Source organism: Mycobacterium heidelbergense, assembly GCF_050205645.1.
GTDB lineage: Bacteria > Actinomycetota > Actinomycetes > Mycobacteriales > Mycobacteriaceae > Mycobacterium > Mycobacterium heidelbergense_A.
In genome coordinates this window covers 321687-336506 of the sequence record NZ_JBNMQT010000003.1, presented here as the reverse complement: position 1 = coordinate 336506, position 14820 = coordinate 321687, and the positions used below count along the sequence as shown (strand labels likewise).

Here is a 14820-nt window from a genome sequence, read left to right as displayed (position 1 = left end):
GGCGTGTATCAGGCCTGCGGGTGGGGTTGAGGGTGGGGTTAATCCGATTGACGGACCGCCGTGCAAAAGGGTAGGTCGCAGCAACTGAGGGGGCTCGACGAGACGCTGACCGCCCAGCCCGGTCATCTGCTGGTCGGCGTGTTGCGCATCCCCGAAGAGCACGGCAGTCCCGTGCGAGTCATCGCGCGACGGGTGGGCATCGCGCTGGTGGTGTTGTTCGGCGCGGCCGTCATTGTCTACCTGGATCGCACCGGCTACCGCGACGTGCGCGGCGAGCCGCCGACATTCGCCGACTGCGTCTACTTCGCGGCAGTGTCGCTGTCGACGACCGGGTACGGCGACATCACTCCCTACACCGAGGCCGCGCGTCTGGTTCACACCGTGATCTTCACGCCGCTGCGGATCGCGTTTTTGGCCGTGCTGGTCGGCACGACGCTCGAGGTGCTCTCCGAGCGGTCCCGGCAGGCGTGGAAGATTCAGCGTTGGAGGAACAAAGTGCGCAACCACACCATCGTGATCGGCTATGGCACGAAGGGGAAAACCGCTGTCGCCGCGATGATTAGCGACGAGGAGGCCCAGGGTGAGGTCGTCGTCGTCGATCCCGATCGCAGCGCCCTCGAGCACGCCGCGACCGCCGGGCTGGTCACCGTGCACGGTGACGCGACCAAATCCGATGTGCTGCGGCTAGCCGGGGCCCAACACGCGTCGTCGATCATCGTTGCCACCGGCCGCGACGATACTGCCGTGCTGGTGACCTTGACGGCGCGGGAGATCGCGCCCAAGGCCAAGATCGTGGCTTCCATTCGGGAGGCCGAGAATTCACACCTACTGCGGCAATCGGGCGCGGACTCGGTGGTGGTCTCCTCGGAGACCGCCGGCCGGCTGCTCGGGATCGCCACCACCACACCGAGCGTCGTGGAGATGATCGAGGATCTGCTGACCCCGGACGCCGGGATGGTCATCGCCGAACGCGAGGTGGAGCAGACCGAAGTCGGCGGATCGCCACGGCATCTGCGCGACATCGTGCTCGGCGTGGTGCGCGACGGCCACCTGTTGCGGGTCGGCGCCCCTGAGGCGGACGCCATCGAGGCCACCGACCGGTTGCTCTACATCCGCGACGTGGGACGTTAGCGGCGGCTCGCCGCCATCAGGCTCGGCAGGAGACTAAGTGGAGTTCCAGCTGCGGGACGTTCCGGTGCTCTCGCGCGTCGGCGCGGACCGCGCCGACCAGTTGCGCACCGATGTCGATGCGGCCACCGCGGGGTGGGCAGACGCGGCGCTGCTGCGGGTGGATTCGCGCAACCAGGTGCTTGTCGCCAACGGCCGGGTGGTGCTGGGCGCCGCGGCGGAGCTCGGCGACAAGCCCCCGGTTGACGCGGTGTTTCTGGGCCGCATCGAGGGCGGCCGGCACGTCTGGGCGATCCGGGGTGCTCTGCAAGCGCCGGACGATCCCGGCGTGCAAGCCGAGGTGGTGAACCTGCGCAGTCTCGGCCCCATCTTCGACGACACCAGCAGCCAACTGGTGTCGTCGGCCATCGCGCTGCTGAATTGGCATGACAGCGCCCGGTTTAGCGCGGTGGACGGCTCGCCCACCAAGTCGTCACGAGGGGGCTGGTCACGCGTCAACCCGGTCACCGGTCACGAGGAGTTCCCGCGCATCGATCCGGCGGTGATCTGTCTGGTCCACGACGGCGGTGACCGCGCGGTGCTCGCCCGCCAGGCGGTGTGGCCCGAGCGGATGTTCTCGCTGCTGGCCGGATTCGTCGAGGCGGGTGAGTCTTTCGAGACCTGCGTCGCCCGGGAGATCCGCGAGGAAATCGGCCTGCACGTGCGCGATGTGCGTTACCTGGGCAGCCAGCCGTGGCCGTTTCCCCGTTCGCTCATGGTCGGATTCCATGCCGTGGCCGATCCTGGCCAGGACTTCTCGTTCAACGACGGCGAGATCGCCGAGGCGGCATGGTTCACCCGCGACGAAGTGCGCGCCGCGCTCGCGGCCGGCGACTGGAGTAGCGCCCCTTCAGATGCTGGGGAATCGAAACTGCTTCTGCCCGGGTCGATTTCGATCGCCCGCGTGATCATCGAATCCTGGGCGGAAGCCGCTGACTAGGCGGGTTGAGCGTTAGCCTACTTCGGCCAACTTCGCTTTCACCTCGGCGGCGCTCGGGTTCGTCAGCGTCGACCCGTCGGCGAACTTCACCGTCGGCACCGTGCGGTTACCGCCGTTGACCGAGCTGACGAATTCCGCGGCCGCCGGATTCTCTTCGATATCGATCGCGTCGTAGGGGATCCCGTCGGACTTGAGCACCGTCATGAGCCGGTGACAGAAGCCGCACCATGACGTGGTGTAGACGGTAATCGCCGCATTGGTCATAGCCCGTTAACGTAGCGAGCCGGTGATGCATTCCGCACGGCGGCCCAATTCACGCGTGGCGCTGCACCCGATTTGTCGGCCATCGCTGCCAGTATGGTGGCCATGCCAATGGTCCCACTGCCGACCATGACCGATCCGTTGACCGCCGGACTCGACGACGAGCAGCGCGAAGCCGTGCTGGCCCCGCGCGGACCGGTCTGTGTGCTCGCGGGGGCCGGAACAGGCAAGACCCGCACCATCACGCACCGCATCGCCCAGCTCGTCGCGAGTGGCCATGTCGCCGCCGGGCAGGTGCTGGCGGTCACCTTCACCCAGCGGGCGGCGGGGGAGATGCGGTCGCGGTTGCGCACGCTCGACGCCGCCACGCAGAGCGGCTGCGGTGTTGCAGCCGTGCGGGCCCTGACCTTTCACGCCGCCGCGCATCGCCAGCTGCGGTATTTCTGGCCCCGCGTGGTCGGCGGCACTGGCTGGCAGCTGCTGGACAGCAAGTTCGCCGTCGTGGCCCGGGCGGCCAGTCGCTGCAGGCTCAACGTCAGCACCGACGACGTGCGCGACCTGGCCGGTGAGATCGAGTGGGCCAAGGCGTCACTGATCGGCCCCGAGGAGTACGCCGCCGCGGTGGCCGCCGCGGGCCGCGACATCCCGCTGGATGCCGCGCAGGTCGCGGCCGTCTACTCCGCATACGAGGCGCTCAAGACCCGCGACGAAGCGGTGACCCTGCTCGACTTCGACGACCTGCTGCTGCACACCGCGGCCGCGATCGAAAACGACGCCGCGGTGGCCGACGAGTTCCGGGATCGCTACCGCTGCTTCGTGGTCGACGAATACCAGGACGTCACGCCGTTGCAGCAGCGGGTGCTTTCGGCGTGGCTGGGCGACCGCGACGACCTGACCGTGGTCGGCGACGCCAACCAGACCATCTACTCGTTCACCGGGGCCTCGCCGCGCTTCCTGCTCGACTTCTCGCGACGGTTTCCCGACGCGACGGTCGTGCGGCTCGAGCGCGACTACCGGTCCACCCCGCAGGTGGTGTCGCTGGCCAACCAGGTGATCGCCGCGGCCCGCGGCCGGGTCGCCGGCAGCAAGCTGCAGTTGTCCGGCCAGCGGGCCCCGGGCCCGGCGCCGTCGTTTCACGAACATCCCGACGAAACGGCCGAGGCCACCGCGGTGGCGGCATCGATCACCAGGCTGATCGAATCCGGCACCGCACCAGCCGAAATCGCGGTGCTCTACCGGGTCAACGCGCAGTCGGAGGTGTACGAGGAGGCGTTGACCGAAGCCGGCATCGCGTATCAGGTTCGCGGCGGCGAGGGATTTTTCAACCGCCAGGAGATCAAGCAGGCGCTGCTGGCCCTGCAGCGCGCGGTCGACCGCGGCTCTGAACATAGCGAAGACGGACCGCTGCCCGACGTGGTGCGCGCCATCCTGGAGCCGCTGGGCCTGACGGCGCAGGCCCCGGTGGGAACGCGCGCCAGGGACCGCTGGGAGGCCCTGACCGCGCTGGCCGCGCTGGTGGACGACGAAGTGGCGCACAATCCGCAGCTGGAATTTCCCGCTCTGCTGGCCGAGCTGCGGATGCGGGCCGACGCCCGGCACCCACCGGTGGTGCAGGGCGTCACGCTGGCCTCACTGCACGCCGCCAAGGGACTCGAATGGGATGCGGTCTTCCTCGTCGGGCTTGCCGACGGCACGCTGCCCATCTCGCACGCGCTGGCGCACGGCGCCGAGAGTGAACCCGTGGAGGAGGAGCGTCGCCTGCTCTACGTCGGAATCACCAGGGCCCGAATGCATTTGGCGCTCAGCTGGGCGCTAGCGCGGAACCCGGGCGGACGCCAGAGCCGCAAGCCGTCGCGGTTCCTCAACGGGATCGCACCGCAGGCGCGGCCCGATCCCGCGCCGAGCAGATCCCGGCGCAACAAGGGCGTCGCCACCCGCTGCCGGATCTGCAACAACGACCTCACCACCCCGGCGGCCGTCATGCTGCGCCGCTGCGAGACGTGTGCGGCCGACATCGACGAGGAACTGCTGCTGCAACTCAAGGCCTGGCGGCTGGACCTCGCGCGGGAACAGAAGGTGCCCCCGTACATCGTCTTCAGCGACAACACACTGATCGCGATCGCCGAGGCGCTGCCCGCCGATGAGGCGGCCTTGGTCGCGATCCCGGGCATCGGCGCACGCAAGCTCGAGCAGTACGGGCCGGACGTGCTGGAGTTGGTGCGCGCCCGCGGCTAAAACGCGCAGGTCAGAAAATCTGTTGTCATCGCCGTCGGCTAGCATTTACCCTCGAAACACGCATTCTGCTGCTGGCTGAAGGCTGGCAGGCGTCCAGGCGGGAGGAGGTGGCCACGATGATCCGCAACACGTTCGGTGTAGGCGTGGCCGGCGCGGCGCTGACCGCGGGGACCTCCCATGCCGCTCACACCGCTACCCCGGCGGCCGCGGTAAAGCATCGCGCCGCCGCCGCCGCCGCGACTGACGTGTCCGTGGATCGGGGTCATACGTAAGCGCAACGTAACCGACCCGATTTTCGCCGAATGGCCACGGACCCGAAGTCACAAGGATCCGTGGCCACACTTGTAGGGTCGACAGCCTCCCTACCTGGTCCGGATCAATCCCAGACATCCACCAGACCAGGAAGCAGGTGAGAAGGACATGTCGGCACTGACAGTCCCCAGACAGCCCCGGCCGGCGCTGCCGTGTCACGCCGGAGATCCCGACCTATGGTTCGCCGAGACCCCGGCCGACCTCGAGCGCGCCAAGATCCTGTGCGCGAGCTGCCCGATCCGGCGCCAGTGCTTGACCGCGGCGCTGGAACGGGCCGAACCCTGGGGCGTCTGGGGCGGGGAGATCTTCGAGCGGGGCTCGATCGTGAGCTACAAACGCCCGCGCGGACGTCCACGCAAAGACGTTGCCGCTTAAGTTGCCGCTTAATGGGAGTTAGACGACGGCCGCGTCGGGCTCGGCGAAACCCGGGACCAGTTCCTCCGAGAGCGCCTTGATCGGCACATGTGCATCCAGTTGGCAGAGGATCGCGGCCACCGACATGATCACCCGCATCGGAATCACGAGCTTGGGCGGTAGGTCCATCTGCCGGGCCGTCCTGATCTGCGACACCGACTTGTCCATCTCGATGGCGGTCATGCGCTGCAACCACTTTCGGGTGTAGTGGAACACCTCGACCTCGATGGGCTCGACGTATTGCCGCAGCATCTCGTCGATGTCGCGAACCGACACCTGCTGGCCCTTCTGGATGAACCCGGCCTTCTCCATCGTCGGCAACAGCAAGTCGTAGTTCTTGTCACGGGCCAACCGGATGGACATCCCAAGCTCGATCGGCAACCCGCCCGGCAGCGGCGCGACGGCGCCGAAGTCGATCACGCCCATCCGATCGTCGGGCAACAGCATGAAGTTGCCGGGGTGCGCGTCGCCGTGCAGCATCTGCAGCCGGCGCGGGGCGTCGAAGGTGAGCTCGAGCAGCCGGGTGCCGATCAGGTCGCGCTGCTCGGGGGTGCCGTGGCGGATGATCTCGGCCATCGGCACGCCCTGCATCCACTCCTGGACCACCACCTTGGGGGCGCTGGCCACGACATGGGGGATCGCGAAGTGCGGGTGGTTCTCGTAGGCCTTGGCGAACGCGCGTTGGTTGTCGGCTTCCAGCCGATAGTCGAGTTCCATCTCGGTGCGCTCGATCAGCTCGTCGACCACGCCCTGAACGTCGGCTCCCGGCGCGAGCTGCTTGACCACCCCGACCATCCGCTGCATCGTCTTGAGGTCGGCGCGCAGCGCCTCGTCGGCGCCCGGGTACTGGATCTTGACGGCCACGTCGCGGCCGTCGGACCACACCGCCTTGTGCACCTGGCCAATGCTGGCCGAGGCCACCGGCGTGTCGTCGAACGAACTGAACCGGTCGCGCCACTTGGTGCCGAGCTGCGCGTCGAGCACCCGGTGCACCTTGGCGGCGGGCAGCGGCGGGGCGTCCTTCTGCAGCTTCGTCAAGGCCTCTCGGTACGGCTCGCCGTACTCCTCCGGAATCGCAGCTTCCAGCACCGAGAGCGCCTGGCCCACCTTCATCGCCCCGCCCTTGAGCTCGCCGAGGACGGTGAACAATTGGTGGGCGGCCTTCTCCAGCAGCTCGGCCTGGACCTCGTCCTTCGACTTGCCGGTCAGGCGTTTACCGAACCCGAGCGCCGCCCGGCCGGCGAAGCCGACCGGGATGGTGGCCAGCTTTGCGTTGCGCGCAGCGCGGCCGCGTTTGATGTCTGACACACACCCATCATCCATGACGATTCGGGCCCCGCGGTGTTGATCTGGGTAACACCGGCGCAGCGGTTCGGGGAGCGGTCAGCACGAGCACAACGGATGCCGGGTCCACTGGCGCGCGACGATCGCGCCGGCATGCATATCGAACTCGAGCGTGGCGTTGAGCGCCTGGGGCGGCTCAAGGTCCAGCGCCGCCTGCCCGCGCACGGCCGCGATCACCCGGTTCACCTGGCTCAGCGCCAGTGCCGCGGTCGCCAGCAGCGTGGCCCGGTCCGCCACGCCAACGGTCTCCCGTAGCTGAGCCGCGATCACCGGCCATGCGGCGTCGCGGTCGCTGCGATGCAGATCGGCGCAGCCGAGGCAGCTGGTCACGCCGGGGATGACCAGTGGCCCGACCAGGCCGGTGCCGTCGCGCACCCGAACCGCGAGGTGCGGCACGCCCTGGAAGTGCAGGTCGCGCAGCATCCGTGGATCGGCGACCAGGTAGTCGGACAACACCACCAGGTCGACGGCGTCGGGCGACACGGTCGCGTGCGGCTGGCTGCTGTGCGCAATGCGGGCGCCCGAGCAACGCAGCGCCTCCACGAGCAGGTCCGACAGCGGGCCGCGACCGTGCACCCGGATCGACGCGGCACGGCCGCCGGACTGCCGGCGGCCGCGGGTCGCGACCCCAGCCCCGACCAACTGCGCGACGAGGTTGGTCAACCCATCGGCGTCCTTGAGCCCGCGGCCGGCGGCCTGACGCTGCAGCTCGGTGATCGGTATCGGCGATCGCATGGACCGCAGGAGGGCGGCCAATTCCGCCGCGGCCAGGCCGCTCGGCGGACGGACCAGTACGGCCCGGCGCGGGTCCCAGCCGACCTGAACTGACCCATCGGGTCGCAGCAGCACCGGCATCGCCGGGTCCAACGCGTACAGGGGAGGCGCGGCCCGCGGCATGAGTTCAGACTGTGCCACGCCGGGGGCGAACGCCCCGCTCAGTTATCCACAGAACCGCCGGGCCCTGGCTTCCGCCTCAAGCAGCTCGCAGCCGGATCGCTCGCGTCCGCGCTTCGACGGCCACGGCGGCGGCTTCGGCGGCTTCTGCTCGCGCCCGCGCCTCGGCGTTCAGCGCGGCGGCTTCGGCGGCTTCTGCTCGCGCCCGCGCTTCGGCGGCCACGGCGGCGGCTTCGGCGGCTTCTGCTCGCGCCCGCGCCCGCGTCCGCGCTTCGGCGGTCAGAGCCGCGGCTTCGGCGGCTTGCGCTCGGGCCCGGGCTTCCGCGTTCAGCGCGGCGGCTTCGGCGGCTTGCGCTCGGGCGCGGGCTTCGGCGGCCAGAGCTTCGGCTTCGGCGGCTTCTGCTCGGGCCCGGGCTTCGGCGGCCAGGGCGGCGGCTTCGGCGGCTTCCGCTCGGGCCCGGGCTTCGGCGGCCACAGCGGCGGCTTCGGCGGCCTCTGCTCGCCCCCGCGCCCGCGCTCGCGCTTCGGCGGTCAGGGCTTCGGCCTCGGCGGCTAGTGCTCGCGCCCGCGTTTCAGCCGTCAGGGCTTCGGCTTCGGCGGCTTCTGCTCGTGCCCGCGCTTCGGCCTTCAGAGCCTCAGCGTTCAGGGCCTCGGCTTCGGCGGCTTCTGCTCGTGCCCGCGCTTCGGCGGTCAGAGCTTCGGCGGTCAGAGCTTCGGCTTCGGCGGTCACAGCCTTGGCTTCGGCGGCTATAGCTTCGGCTTCGGCGGACACGGCTTTGGCTCCGGCGGTGACAGCTTTGGCTTCGGCGGCTTGGGCTCGTGCCCGTGCTTCGGCGGCCAGAGTTTTGGCTTCCTTGGCCAGAGTTTTGGCTTCGGCGGCTTGGGCCTGCGTCCGCGCCTCGGCTTCCAACTCCGCTCGCGCCAGCTTTCGCTGGGCCCCTTTGTACAAATCCATCACGACGAAAGCCATGCCGGCCAGCACGGTCAGCGCCAGTGGCAGCACGAACACGAACAGAAATGGATGCCCGATCAATGCGCCTACGAGGAAAATCGCCATCGGCACCACGAGCGCCACGGCGACCCACGGATCGCGGTCCAGCCATCTAATCACCGCGCTCGGAGACCGCGTGATCCCTCTCCTTCGCGGAGGTACTGGCACAGCGTCGCCCGGCTCGATGGCAGCGTATGGGTCCGCGTGCTTGACCACCTTCAGAGCTTCCCACTAGCTGGCGGCGCTCGTCCAGCACCACATTCCGTGTCCCAGGGAGAGCATGGTCCCGCCCCGCTCGCGCGTCGGTCCGTGCGCCCGGCGGTAGCACTTCACATGTCGGCAGGGACGTCGGCAGGGACGTCCTAGGTAACGCCAATGCGGTACCAGCCGACTTAACGTCCATGATGCTGAGAAGGCTTATTTGGCTCCTTGTTACGGGCTTCTCCTTTGCGTTCATCATGACCGCCGCAGCGGGGCCAGTGGTGTCCGTCGTGGTGTGCACCGCCGTGTTGGTTTACGTGCTGGCGGTGGCACGCGGAGACGCCGCGCACCGTGCCGAGGTATCAGAAGCCGAGACAGCAGAAGCTCAGGCAGCCGAAGCCGAGGCATCGGCGGCCGATGCAGTCGCAGAAGCAGTCATTGTTGAAGCTGAGGCCGTAATAGCGGCGGCCCGACTACGCCTGCTCGGAGAGGCCGGTTCCTGACCCTAGCGGCCAGAACCGCCGCGCGGGTCGTCAGCGTCGGGGTCCTCGAGCTTGGCGATCGCCTCGTCGATGCCACTCGTGTCCCCGCCGATGACGCGGTCGATGAAGCCGGCCGGCTCGTCGAGATCCTCGCCACTGGGCAGCAGGTCCGGGTGCTGCCAGACGGCGTCGCGGCCGTCCACGCCGGCCGCCTGCGTCAGCCGCTCCCACAGCGCGGCGGCTTCGCGCAGCTTGCGGGGCCGCAACTCGAGGCCCACCAGCGTCGCGAACGTCTGCTCGGCCGGCCCGCCGCTGGCCCGGCGCCGGCGCAGCGTCTCGGCCAGTGCGGCCGCGCCCGGAATCCGGTCGCCCAGCGCGGCGGTCACCACGACGTGCACCCAGCCCTCGATCAGTGCGAGCAGCGTCTCGAGCCGTTCCAACGCCTGGGTCTGCGCCGGCGTCGCCTTGGGCTCGAATACGCCTTGGCCGAGCAGGTTTTCGATGGCCGCCGGGTCGGACAACGTCGCCGGATTGAAATCGCGCGCCAGCTCCTCGATCCCGGTCATGTCGATCTTCATGCCCATGGCATAGGCCTCCACGGCGCCCAGCAACTGGCTGGACAGCCACGGCACGTGGCTGAACAGCCGATGGTGTGCGGCCTCCCGTGCGGCCAGGTAGGTCAGAATCTCGCTGCGCGGTTGCTCCAGCCCCGCGGCGAACGATTCGACGGCATCGGGCAGGATCGCGGCGACCCCCTTGGGTCCCAGCGGCAGACCGATATCGGTCGACGTCAGCACCTCGCGGGACAATCGGCCCAACGCCTGCCCCAGCTGCGAACCGAACGCCATGCCGCCCATCTGCGACATCATCGCCAGCAGTGGGCCGGCCATGCTCTTGGCCTCCTCGGGCAGCGCGGACGCCCACACCGTCGAGATCTGCTGAGCCATCGGATCGCATAGCTGTTTCCAGATGTCGAGCGTGTTGTCCACCCAGTCGCTGGGCGTCCAGCCCACCGCCTTGGTGGTGCCCGCGGGCAGCGCGGTGACCCCGTCCAACCAGGTGTCGGCGAGGTGCACCGCGTCGGCGATCGCCGAGCTCGTCGTCGCCGGGATGGGCGCGACAAACCCGATCGAGCTTGTCGCCACGCGCCGGGCCAGCTCGTAGTTGACCGGACCCGCCGCTTCGCCGCCCTGCGTCATGGTGCCGGCGCTGGAGAACATCTGACCCAGCTGCGTGAAGATCTGACCCAGGTCACCCACGTTGAAATCGCCGCTCATGCCGAAGGCACCCAGCGGATTGGACGCACCGGGCTCGGGATCGTTCTTCCCGCGCTTCTCGGGGTCTGGGTCATCTCCAGAGGAGAAGCCGAAAGGCAGGTCAGCCATAACCTCAACGGTACTCACCGGTCGTAGGGAAAGCGCGGTCTGCGGTCATGCTTACAGCTGAACCCGCCGCGGCAGGGCCCCGATAGTGTAGCGGCGTGAACAGGCGGATTCTGACCTTGATGGTCGCGCTGGTGCCGATCGTGGTCTTCGGTGTGTTGCTCGCGGTGGTGACGGTGCCGTTCGTGTCGCTGGGTCCCGGCCCCACCTTCGACACGCTTGGTGAGGTCGACGGCAAGCAGGTGGTCGCGATCGAGGGCACGCAAACGCACCCGACGACCGGTCATCTCAACATGACGACGGTGTCCCAGCGTGACGACCTGACCCTGGGTGAAGCGCTGACCCTGTGGCTGTCGGGTCAGGAACAACTGATCCCGCGCGATCTCATCTATCCGCCTGGAAAGTCCCGGGAAGACGTGGACAAGGCCAACAACGCCGACTTCAAACAGTCCGAGGACAGCGCCGCCTACGCCGCCCTGGGATACCTCAAGTACGCGCCCGCGGTGACCGTCGCGACGGTCAACGATCCCGGTCCGTCGGCGGGCAAGCTGAAGGCCGGTGACGCCATCGACGCGGTCAACAACACCCCAGTCGCCAACGTCGAGCAATTCACGGGATTGATGAAGAACACCAAGCCCGGCCAGACGGTGACGATCGACTTCCGCCGCAAGAACGAGCCCGCCGGCGTAGCTCAGATCACGCTGGGCACAAACAAAGATCGTGACTACGGCTTCCTGGGTGTCGCGGTGCTCGACGCGCCGTGGGCGCCGTTTGTGGTGGATTTCAACCTCGCCAATGTGGGCGGGCCCTCCGCGGGACTGATGTTCAGCCTGGCTGTCGTCGACAAGCTCACCACCGGTGACTTGGCCGGGTCGACGTTCGTCGCCGGCACCGGCACCATCTCCGCCGACGGCAAGGTCGGCCAGATCGGTGGCATCACCCACAAGATGGTTGCCGCCCACGCGGCCGGCGCCACGGTCTTCCTGGTGCCCGCGAAGAACTGCTACGAGGCGAACTCGGACAATCCGTCCGGCCTGCGCCTGATCAAGGTCGAGACCCTCAACCAAGCGGTGGACGCGTTGCACGCGATCCAGACCGGGGGTCAGCCGCCGACCTGCTAGGCGAGCCCGGGATCGCACGTCGCGCAAATGCGTAGAGTTGTTGTCGCCACATCGAGTCGCCACATCGATCAGGGAGCGTAGCCAGTGGGGATGCGGCCCACCGCGAGAATGCCGAAGCTGACTCGGCGTAGCCGGATTCTGATCTTGATCGCACTGGGTGTGATCGTTTTGCTGCTCGCGGGTCCCCGAATGATCGACGCCTACGTCGACTGGCTGTGGTTCGGCGAGCTGGGCTACCGCTCGGTCTTCACCACCGTGCTGGTGACCCGCATCGTGGTGTTCCTGGTCGCCGGTCTGCTGGTCGGCGGCATCGTGTTCGCCGGGCTGGCGATCGCCTACCGGACCCGCCCGGTATTCGTCCCGAGCAACGACAACGATCCGGTGGCGCGGTACCGCACGGTCGTCATGTCGCGCCTGCGGCTGGTGGGCATCGGAATTCCGGCCGCGATCGGCCTGTTGGCCGGCATCATCGCGCAGAGCTACTGGGTGCGAATCCAGCTTTTCCTGCACGGCGGCAACTTCGGCGTCAGGGATCCGCAGTTCGGCAAGGACCTCGGCTTCTATGCGTTCGACCTGCCGTTCTACCGGCTCCTGCTCAGCTACATGTTCGTGGCCGTGTTCCTGGCGTTTGTAGCGAACCTGTTGGCGCACTACATCTTCGGCGGCATCCGACTGTCAGGTCGTACCGGCGCCCTGAGCCGCTCGGCGCGCATCCAGCTGGTCAGCCTGGTTGGGATGCTGGTGCTGCTCAAAGCCGTCGCCTACTGGCTGGATCGCTACGAGCTGCTGTCGCACACGCGTGGCGGCAAGCCGTTCACCGGGGCCGGGTACACCGATATCAATGCTGTACTGCCGGCCAAACTGATCCTGCTGGCGATCGCGCTCATTTGCGCCGCCGCGGTGTTCTCGGCGATTACCTTGCGGGACTTGCGGATTCCGGCGATCGGGCTGGTGTTGCTGCTGCTGTCGTCGTTGATCGTGGGCGCGGGCTGGCCGTTGATCGTCGAGCAGATAAGCGTGCGACCCAATGCCGCGCAAAAGGAAAGCGAATACATCAGCCGGAGCATCGCCGCGACGCGGCAAGCCTACGGGCTGACGTCCGACGTGGTGAGTTACCGCAACTACACCGGTGACGCCCAGGCCACCGCCCAGCAGGTCGCATCCGACCGCGCGACCACCTCGAACATCCGGCTCCTCGACCCCACCATCGTCAGCCCGGCATTCACCCAGTTCCAGCAGGGTAAGAACTTCTTCCACTTCCCGGACCAGCTGTCCATCGACCGCTACCTCGACCGCAACGGCGCCCTGCGCGACTTTGTCGTCGCGGCCCGGGAACTCAACCCGGACCGGCTGATCGACAACCAACGGGACTGGATCAACCGCCACACCGTCTACACGCACGGCAACGGATTCATCGCGTCGCCGGCCAATACCGTGCGCGGGATCGCCAACGACCCCAACCAAAATGGTGGCTATCCGGAATTTCTGGTCAACGTCGTCGGCGCCAACGGCAGCATCGTCTCCGACGGTCCGGCGCCCCTGGACCAGCCCCGCATCTACTACGGTCCCGTCATCTCCAACACGTCCGCCGACTACGCGATCGTCGGGCGCAACGGCAACGACCGCGAATACGACTACGAGACCAGCACCGAGACCAAGAACTACACCTACACCGGCCTGGGCGGAGTTCCCATCGGCAGCTGGATCTCCCGCAGCGTGTTCGCCGCCAAGTTCGCCGAGCGAAACTTCTTGTTCTCCAACGTGATTGGCTCCAACAGCAAGATCCTGTTCAACCGCGACCCGGCGCAGCGCGTCGAGGCGGTGGCGCCGTGGCTGACGACCGACAGCTCCGTTTACCCCGCGATCGTCAACAAGCGACTGGTGTGGATCATCGACGGCTACACCACATTGGACAACTACCCGTACTCCGAACTCACCTCGCTGTCGTCGGCGACGGCCGACTCCACCGAGGTGGCGTTCAACCGGCTGGCGCCCGACAAGCAGGTCTCCTACATCCGAAATTCGGTGAAGGCCACGGTCGACGCCTACGACGGCACCGTGACGCTGTATCAGCAAGACGAGCAGGACCCGGTGCTCAAGGCCTGGATGCGGGTGTTCCCGGGCACGGTCAAACCCAAGAGCGACATCACGCCCGAGCTCGCCGAGCACCTGCGCTATCCCGAAGACCTGTTCAAGGTGCAGCGGATGCTGCTGGCCAAATATCACGTGAACGACCCGGTGACGTTTTTCTCCACGTCGGACTTCTGGGACGTGCCGCTGGACCCCAACCCGACCGCCAGCAGCTATCAGCCGCCGTATTACATCGTCGCGAAAAACATTGGCAAGAACGACAATTCGTCCTCGTATCAGTTGATCAGCGCGATGAACCGGTTCAAGCGCGACTACCTGGCGGCCTACATCAGTGCCAGCTCCGATCCCGCGACGTACGGCAAGATCACCGTGCTGACCATCCCGGGGCAGGTCAACGGTCCCAAGCTGGCCAACAACGCGATCACCACCGACCCCGCGGTGTCCCAGGACCTGGGCGTGATCGGGCGCGACAACCAAAACCGGATCCGCTGGGGCAATCTGCTCACCCTTCCGGTCGGGCAGGGCGGGCTGCTCTACGTCGAACCCGTGTATGCCTCCCCGGGTGCCAGTGACGCCGCGTCGTCGTACCCGCGCCTGATCCGGGTGGCGATGATGTACAACGACAAGATCGGCTACGGCCCGACGGTGGGCGACGCGCTCACCGGCCTGTTCGGGCCCGGTGCGGGTGCGGCGGCGACGGGGATCCAACCCACCGAGGGCGGTGTGCCCCAGGCCCCGCCCGCGAGCCCGCCGCCGCCGGCCGGCGCTCCGACGACACCGGCGCCGCCGCCGGCGGCGGCAGTGGTGCCGCCCTCTCCCGACGGGTCGGTGACGTTGTCGCCGGCCAAGGCCGCCGCGCTACAGGACATCCAGGCGGCGATCGGCGCCGCGCGCGACGCGCAAAAGAAGGGCGATTTCGCCGCCTACGGCGCAGCGCTGCAGCGGCTCGACGACGCCATCAACAAGTACAACGCCACCAAGTAGC

The 14820-nt window shown here is 67.9% G+C and carries 12 protein-coding genes and 1 pseudogene; 8 read left to right on the top strand and 5 right to left on the bottom strand.

What is annotated here, in order from left to right:
* The first annotated feature begins 60 nt into the window (after window positions 1–60).
* Complete coding sequence (locus tag ACQI5H_RS05025; protein ID WP_427078284.1) at window positions 61–1131, top strand: potassium channel family protein; 1071 nt, start codon at window positions 61–63, stop codon at window positions 1129–1131.
* A 37-nt stretch (window positions 1132–1168) separates the two neighbouring features.
* Window positions 1169–2107: an NAD(+) diphosphatase gene (gene nudC / locus ACQI5H_RS05020; protein ID WP_427078283.1), complete on the top strand. Its 939-nt coding sequence runs from the start codon at window positions 1169–1171 to the stop codon at window positions 2105–2107.
* 12 nt (window positions 2108–2119) lie between these two features.
* Here the strand turns inward: nudC and mrx1 are convergent, their stop codons facing one another.
* Window positions 2120–2371 (bottom strand): mycoredoxin Mrx1, encoded by a 252-nt coding sequence (gene mrx1, locus ACQI5H_RS05015; protein ID WP_427078282.1) that lies wholly within the window; start codon window positions 2369–2371, stop codon window positions 2120–2122.
* A 126-nt stretch (window positions 2372–2497) separates the two neighbouring features.
* On the opposite strand from mrx1, the gene ACQI5H_RS05010 reads away from it, so the two are divergent.
* The 3 genes and pseudogenes from ACQI5H_RS05010 (at window position 2498) to ACQI5H_RS05000 (ending at window position 5290) form a co-directional block, all read left to right on the top strand.
* Window positions 2498–4603, top strand: a complete 2106-nt coding sequence (locus ACQI5H_RS05010) for an ATP-dependent DNA helicase UvrD2 (RefSeq protein ID WP_427078335.1) — start codon at window positions 2498–2500, stop codon at window positions 4601–4603.
* A gap of 116 nt (window positions 4604–4719) precedes the next feature.
* Window positions 4720–5036: pseudogene (locus ACQI5H_RS05005) on the top strand (hypothetical protein).
* Window positions 5024–5290: a WhiB family transcriptional regulator gene (locus ACQI5H_RS05000; RefSeq protein WP_427078281.1), complete on the top strand. Its 267-nt coding sequence runs from the start codon at window positions 5024–5026 to the stop codon at window positions 5288–5290. The pseudogene ACQI5H_RS05005 and the gene ACQI5H_RS05000 overlap by 13 nt, the downstream one beginning before the upstream one ends.
* 18 nt (window positions 5291–5308) lie before the next feature.
* Here the strand turns inward: ACQI5H_RS05000 and ACQI5H_RS04995 are convergent, their stop codons facing one another.
* The 3 genes from ACQI5H_RS04995 to ACQI5H_RS04985 form a co-directional block, all read right to left on the bottom strand.
* The gene (locus ACQI5H_RS04995; protein WP_427078280.1) at window positions 5309–6652 is read right to left on the bottom strand and encodes a macrolide-binding ATPase MABP-1; all 1344 of its coding nucleotides are present in this window, start codon (window positions 6650–6652) and stop codon (window positions 5309–5311) included.
* 60 nt (window positions 6653–6712) lie between these two features.
* Window positions 6713–7570, bottom strand: coding sequence for a cyclodehydratase (locus ACQI5H_RS04990; protein ID WP_427078279.1), 858 nt, complete (start codon window positions 7568–7570; stop codon window positions 6713–6715).
* A 76-nt stretch (window positions 7571–7646) separates the two neighbouring features.
* Window positions 7647–8678 carry a hypothetical protein gene (locus ACQI5H_RS04985; RefSeq protein WP_427078278.1) on the bottom strand — a complete coding sequence of 344 codons (1032 nt, stop codon included), beginning with the start codon at window positions 8676–8678 and terminating at the stop codon, window positions 7647–7649.
* A gap of 281 nt (window positions 8679–8959) precedes the next feature.
* Between ACQI5H_RS04985 and ACQI5H_RS04980 the strand changes: the two genes are divergently transcribed.
* The gene (locus ACQI5H_RS04980) at window positions 8960–9262 is read left to right on the top strand and encodes a hypothetical protein (RefSeq protein ID WP_427078277.1); all 303 of its coding nucleotides are present in this window, start codon (window positions 8960–8962) and stop codon (window positions 9260–9262) included.
* Between the two features lie 2 nt (window positions 9263–9264).
* Here ACQI5H_RS04980 and ACQI5H_RS04975 read toward each other — a convergent pair whose 3' ends face one another.
* Window positions 9265–10644, bottom strand: coding sequence for a zinc-dependent metalloprotease (locus ACQI5H_RS04975; RefSeq protein WP_427078276.1), 1380 nt, complete (start codon window positions 10642–10644; stop codon window positions 9265–9267).
* A gap of 77 nt (window positions 10645–10721) precedes the next feature.
* Here ACQI5H_RS04975 and ACQI5H_RS04970 point away from each other — a divergent pair, with 77 nt between their 5' ends.
* The gene (locus ACQI5H_RS04970) at window positions 10722–11744 is read left to right on the top strand and encodes a YlbL family protein (RefSeq protein ID WP_427078275.1); all 1023 of its coding nucleotides are present in this window, start codon (window positions 10722–10724) and stop codon (window positions 11742–11744) included.
* Between the two features lie 84 nt (window positions 11745–11828).
* Window positions 11829–14819, top strand: coding sequence for a UPF0182 family protein (locus ACQI5H_RS04965; RefSeq protein ID WP_427078274.1), 2991 nt, complete (start codon window positions 11829–11831; stop codon window positions 14817–14819).
* Window position 14820 lies beyond the last annotated feature (1 nt).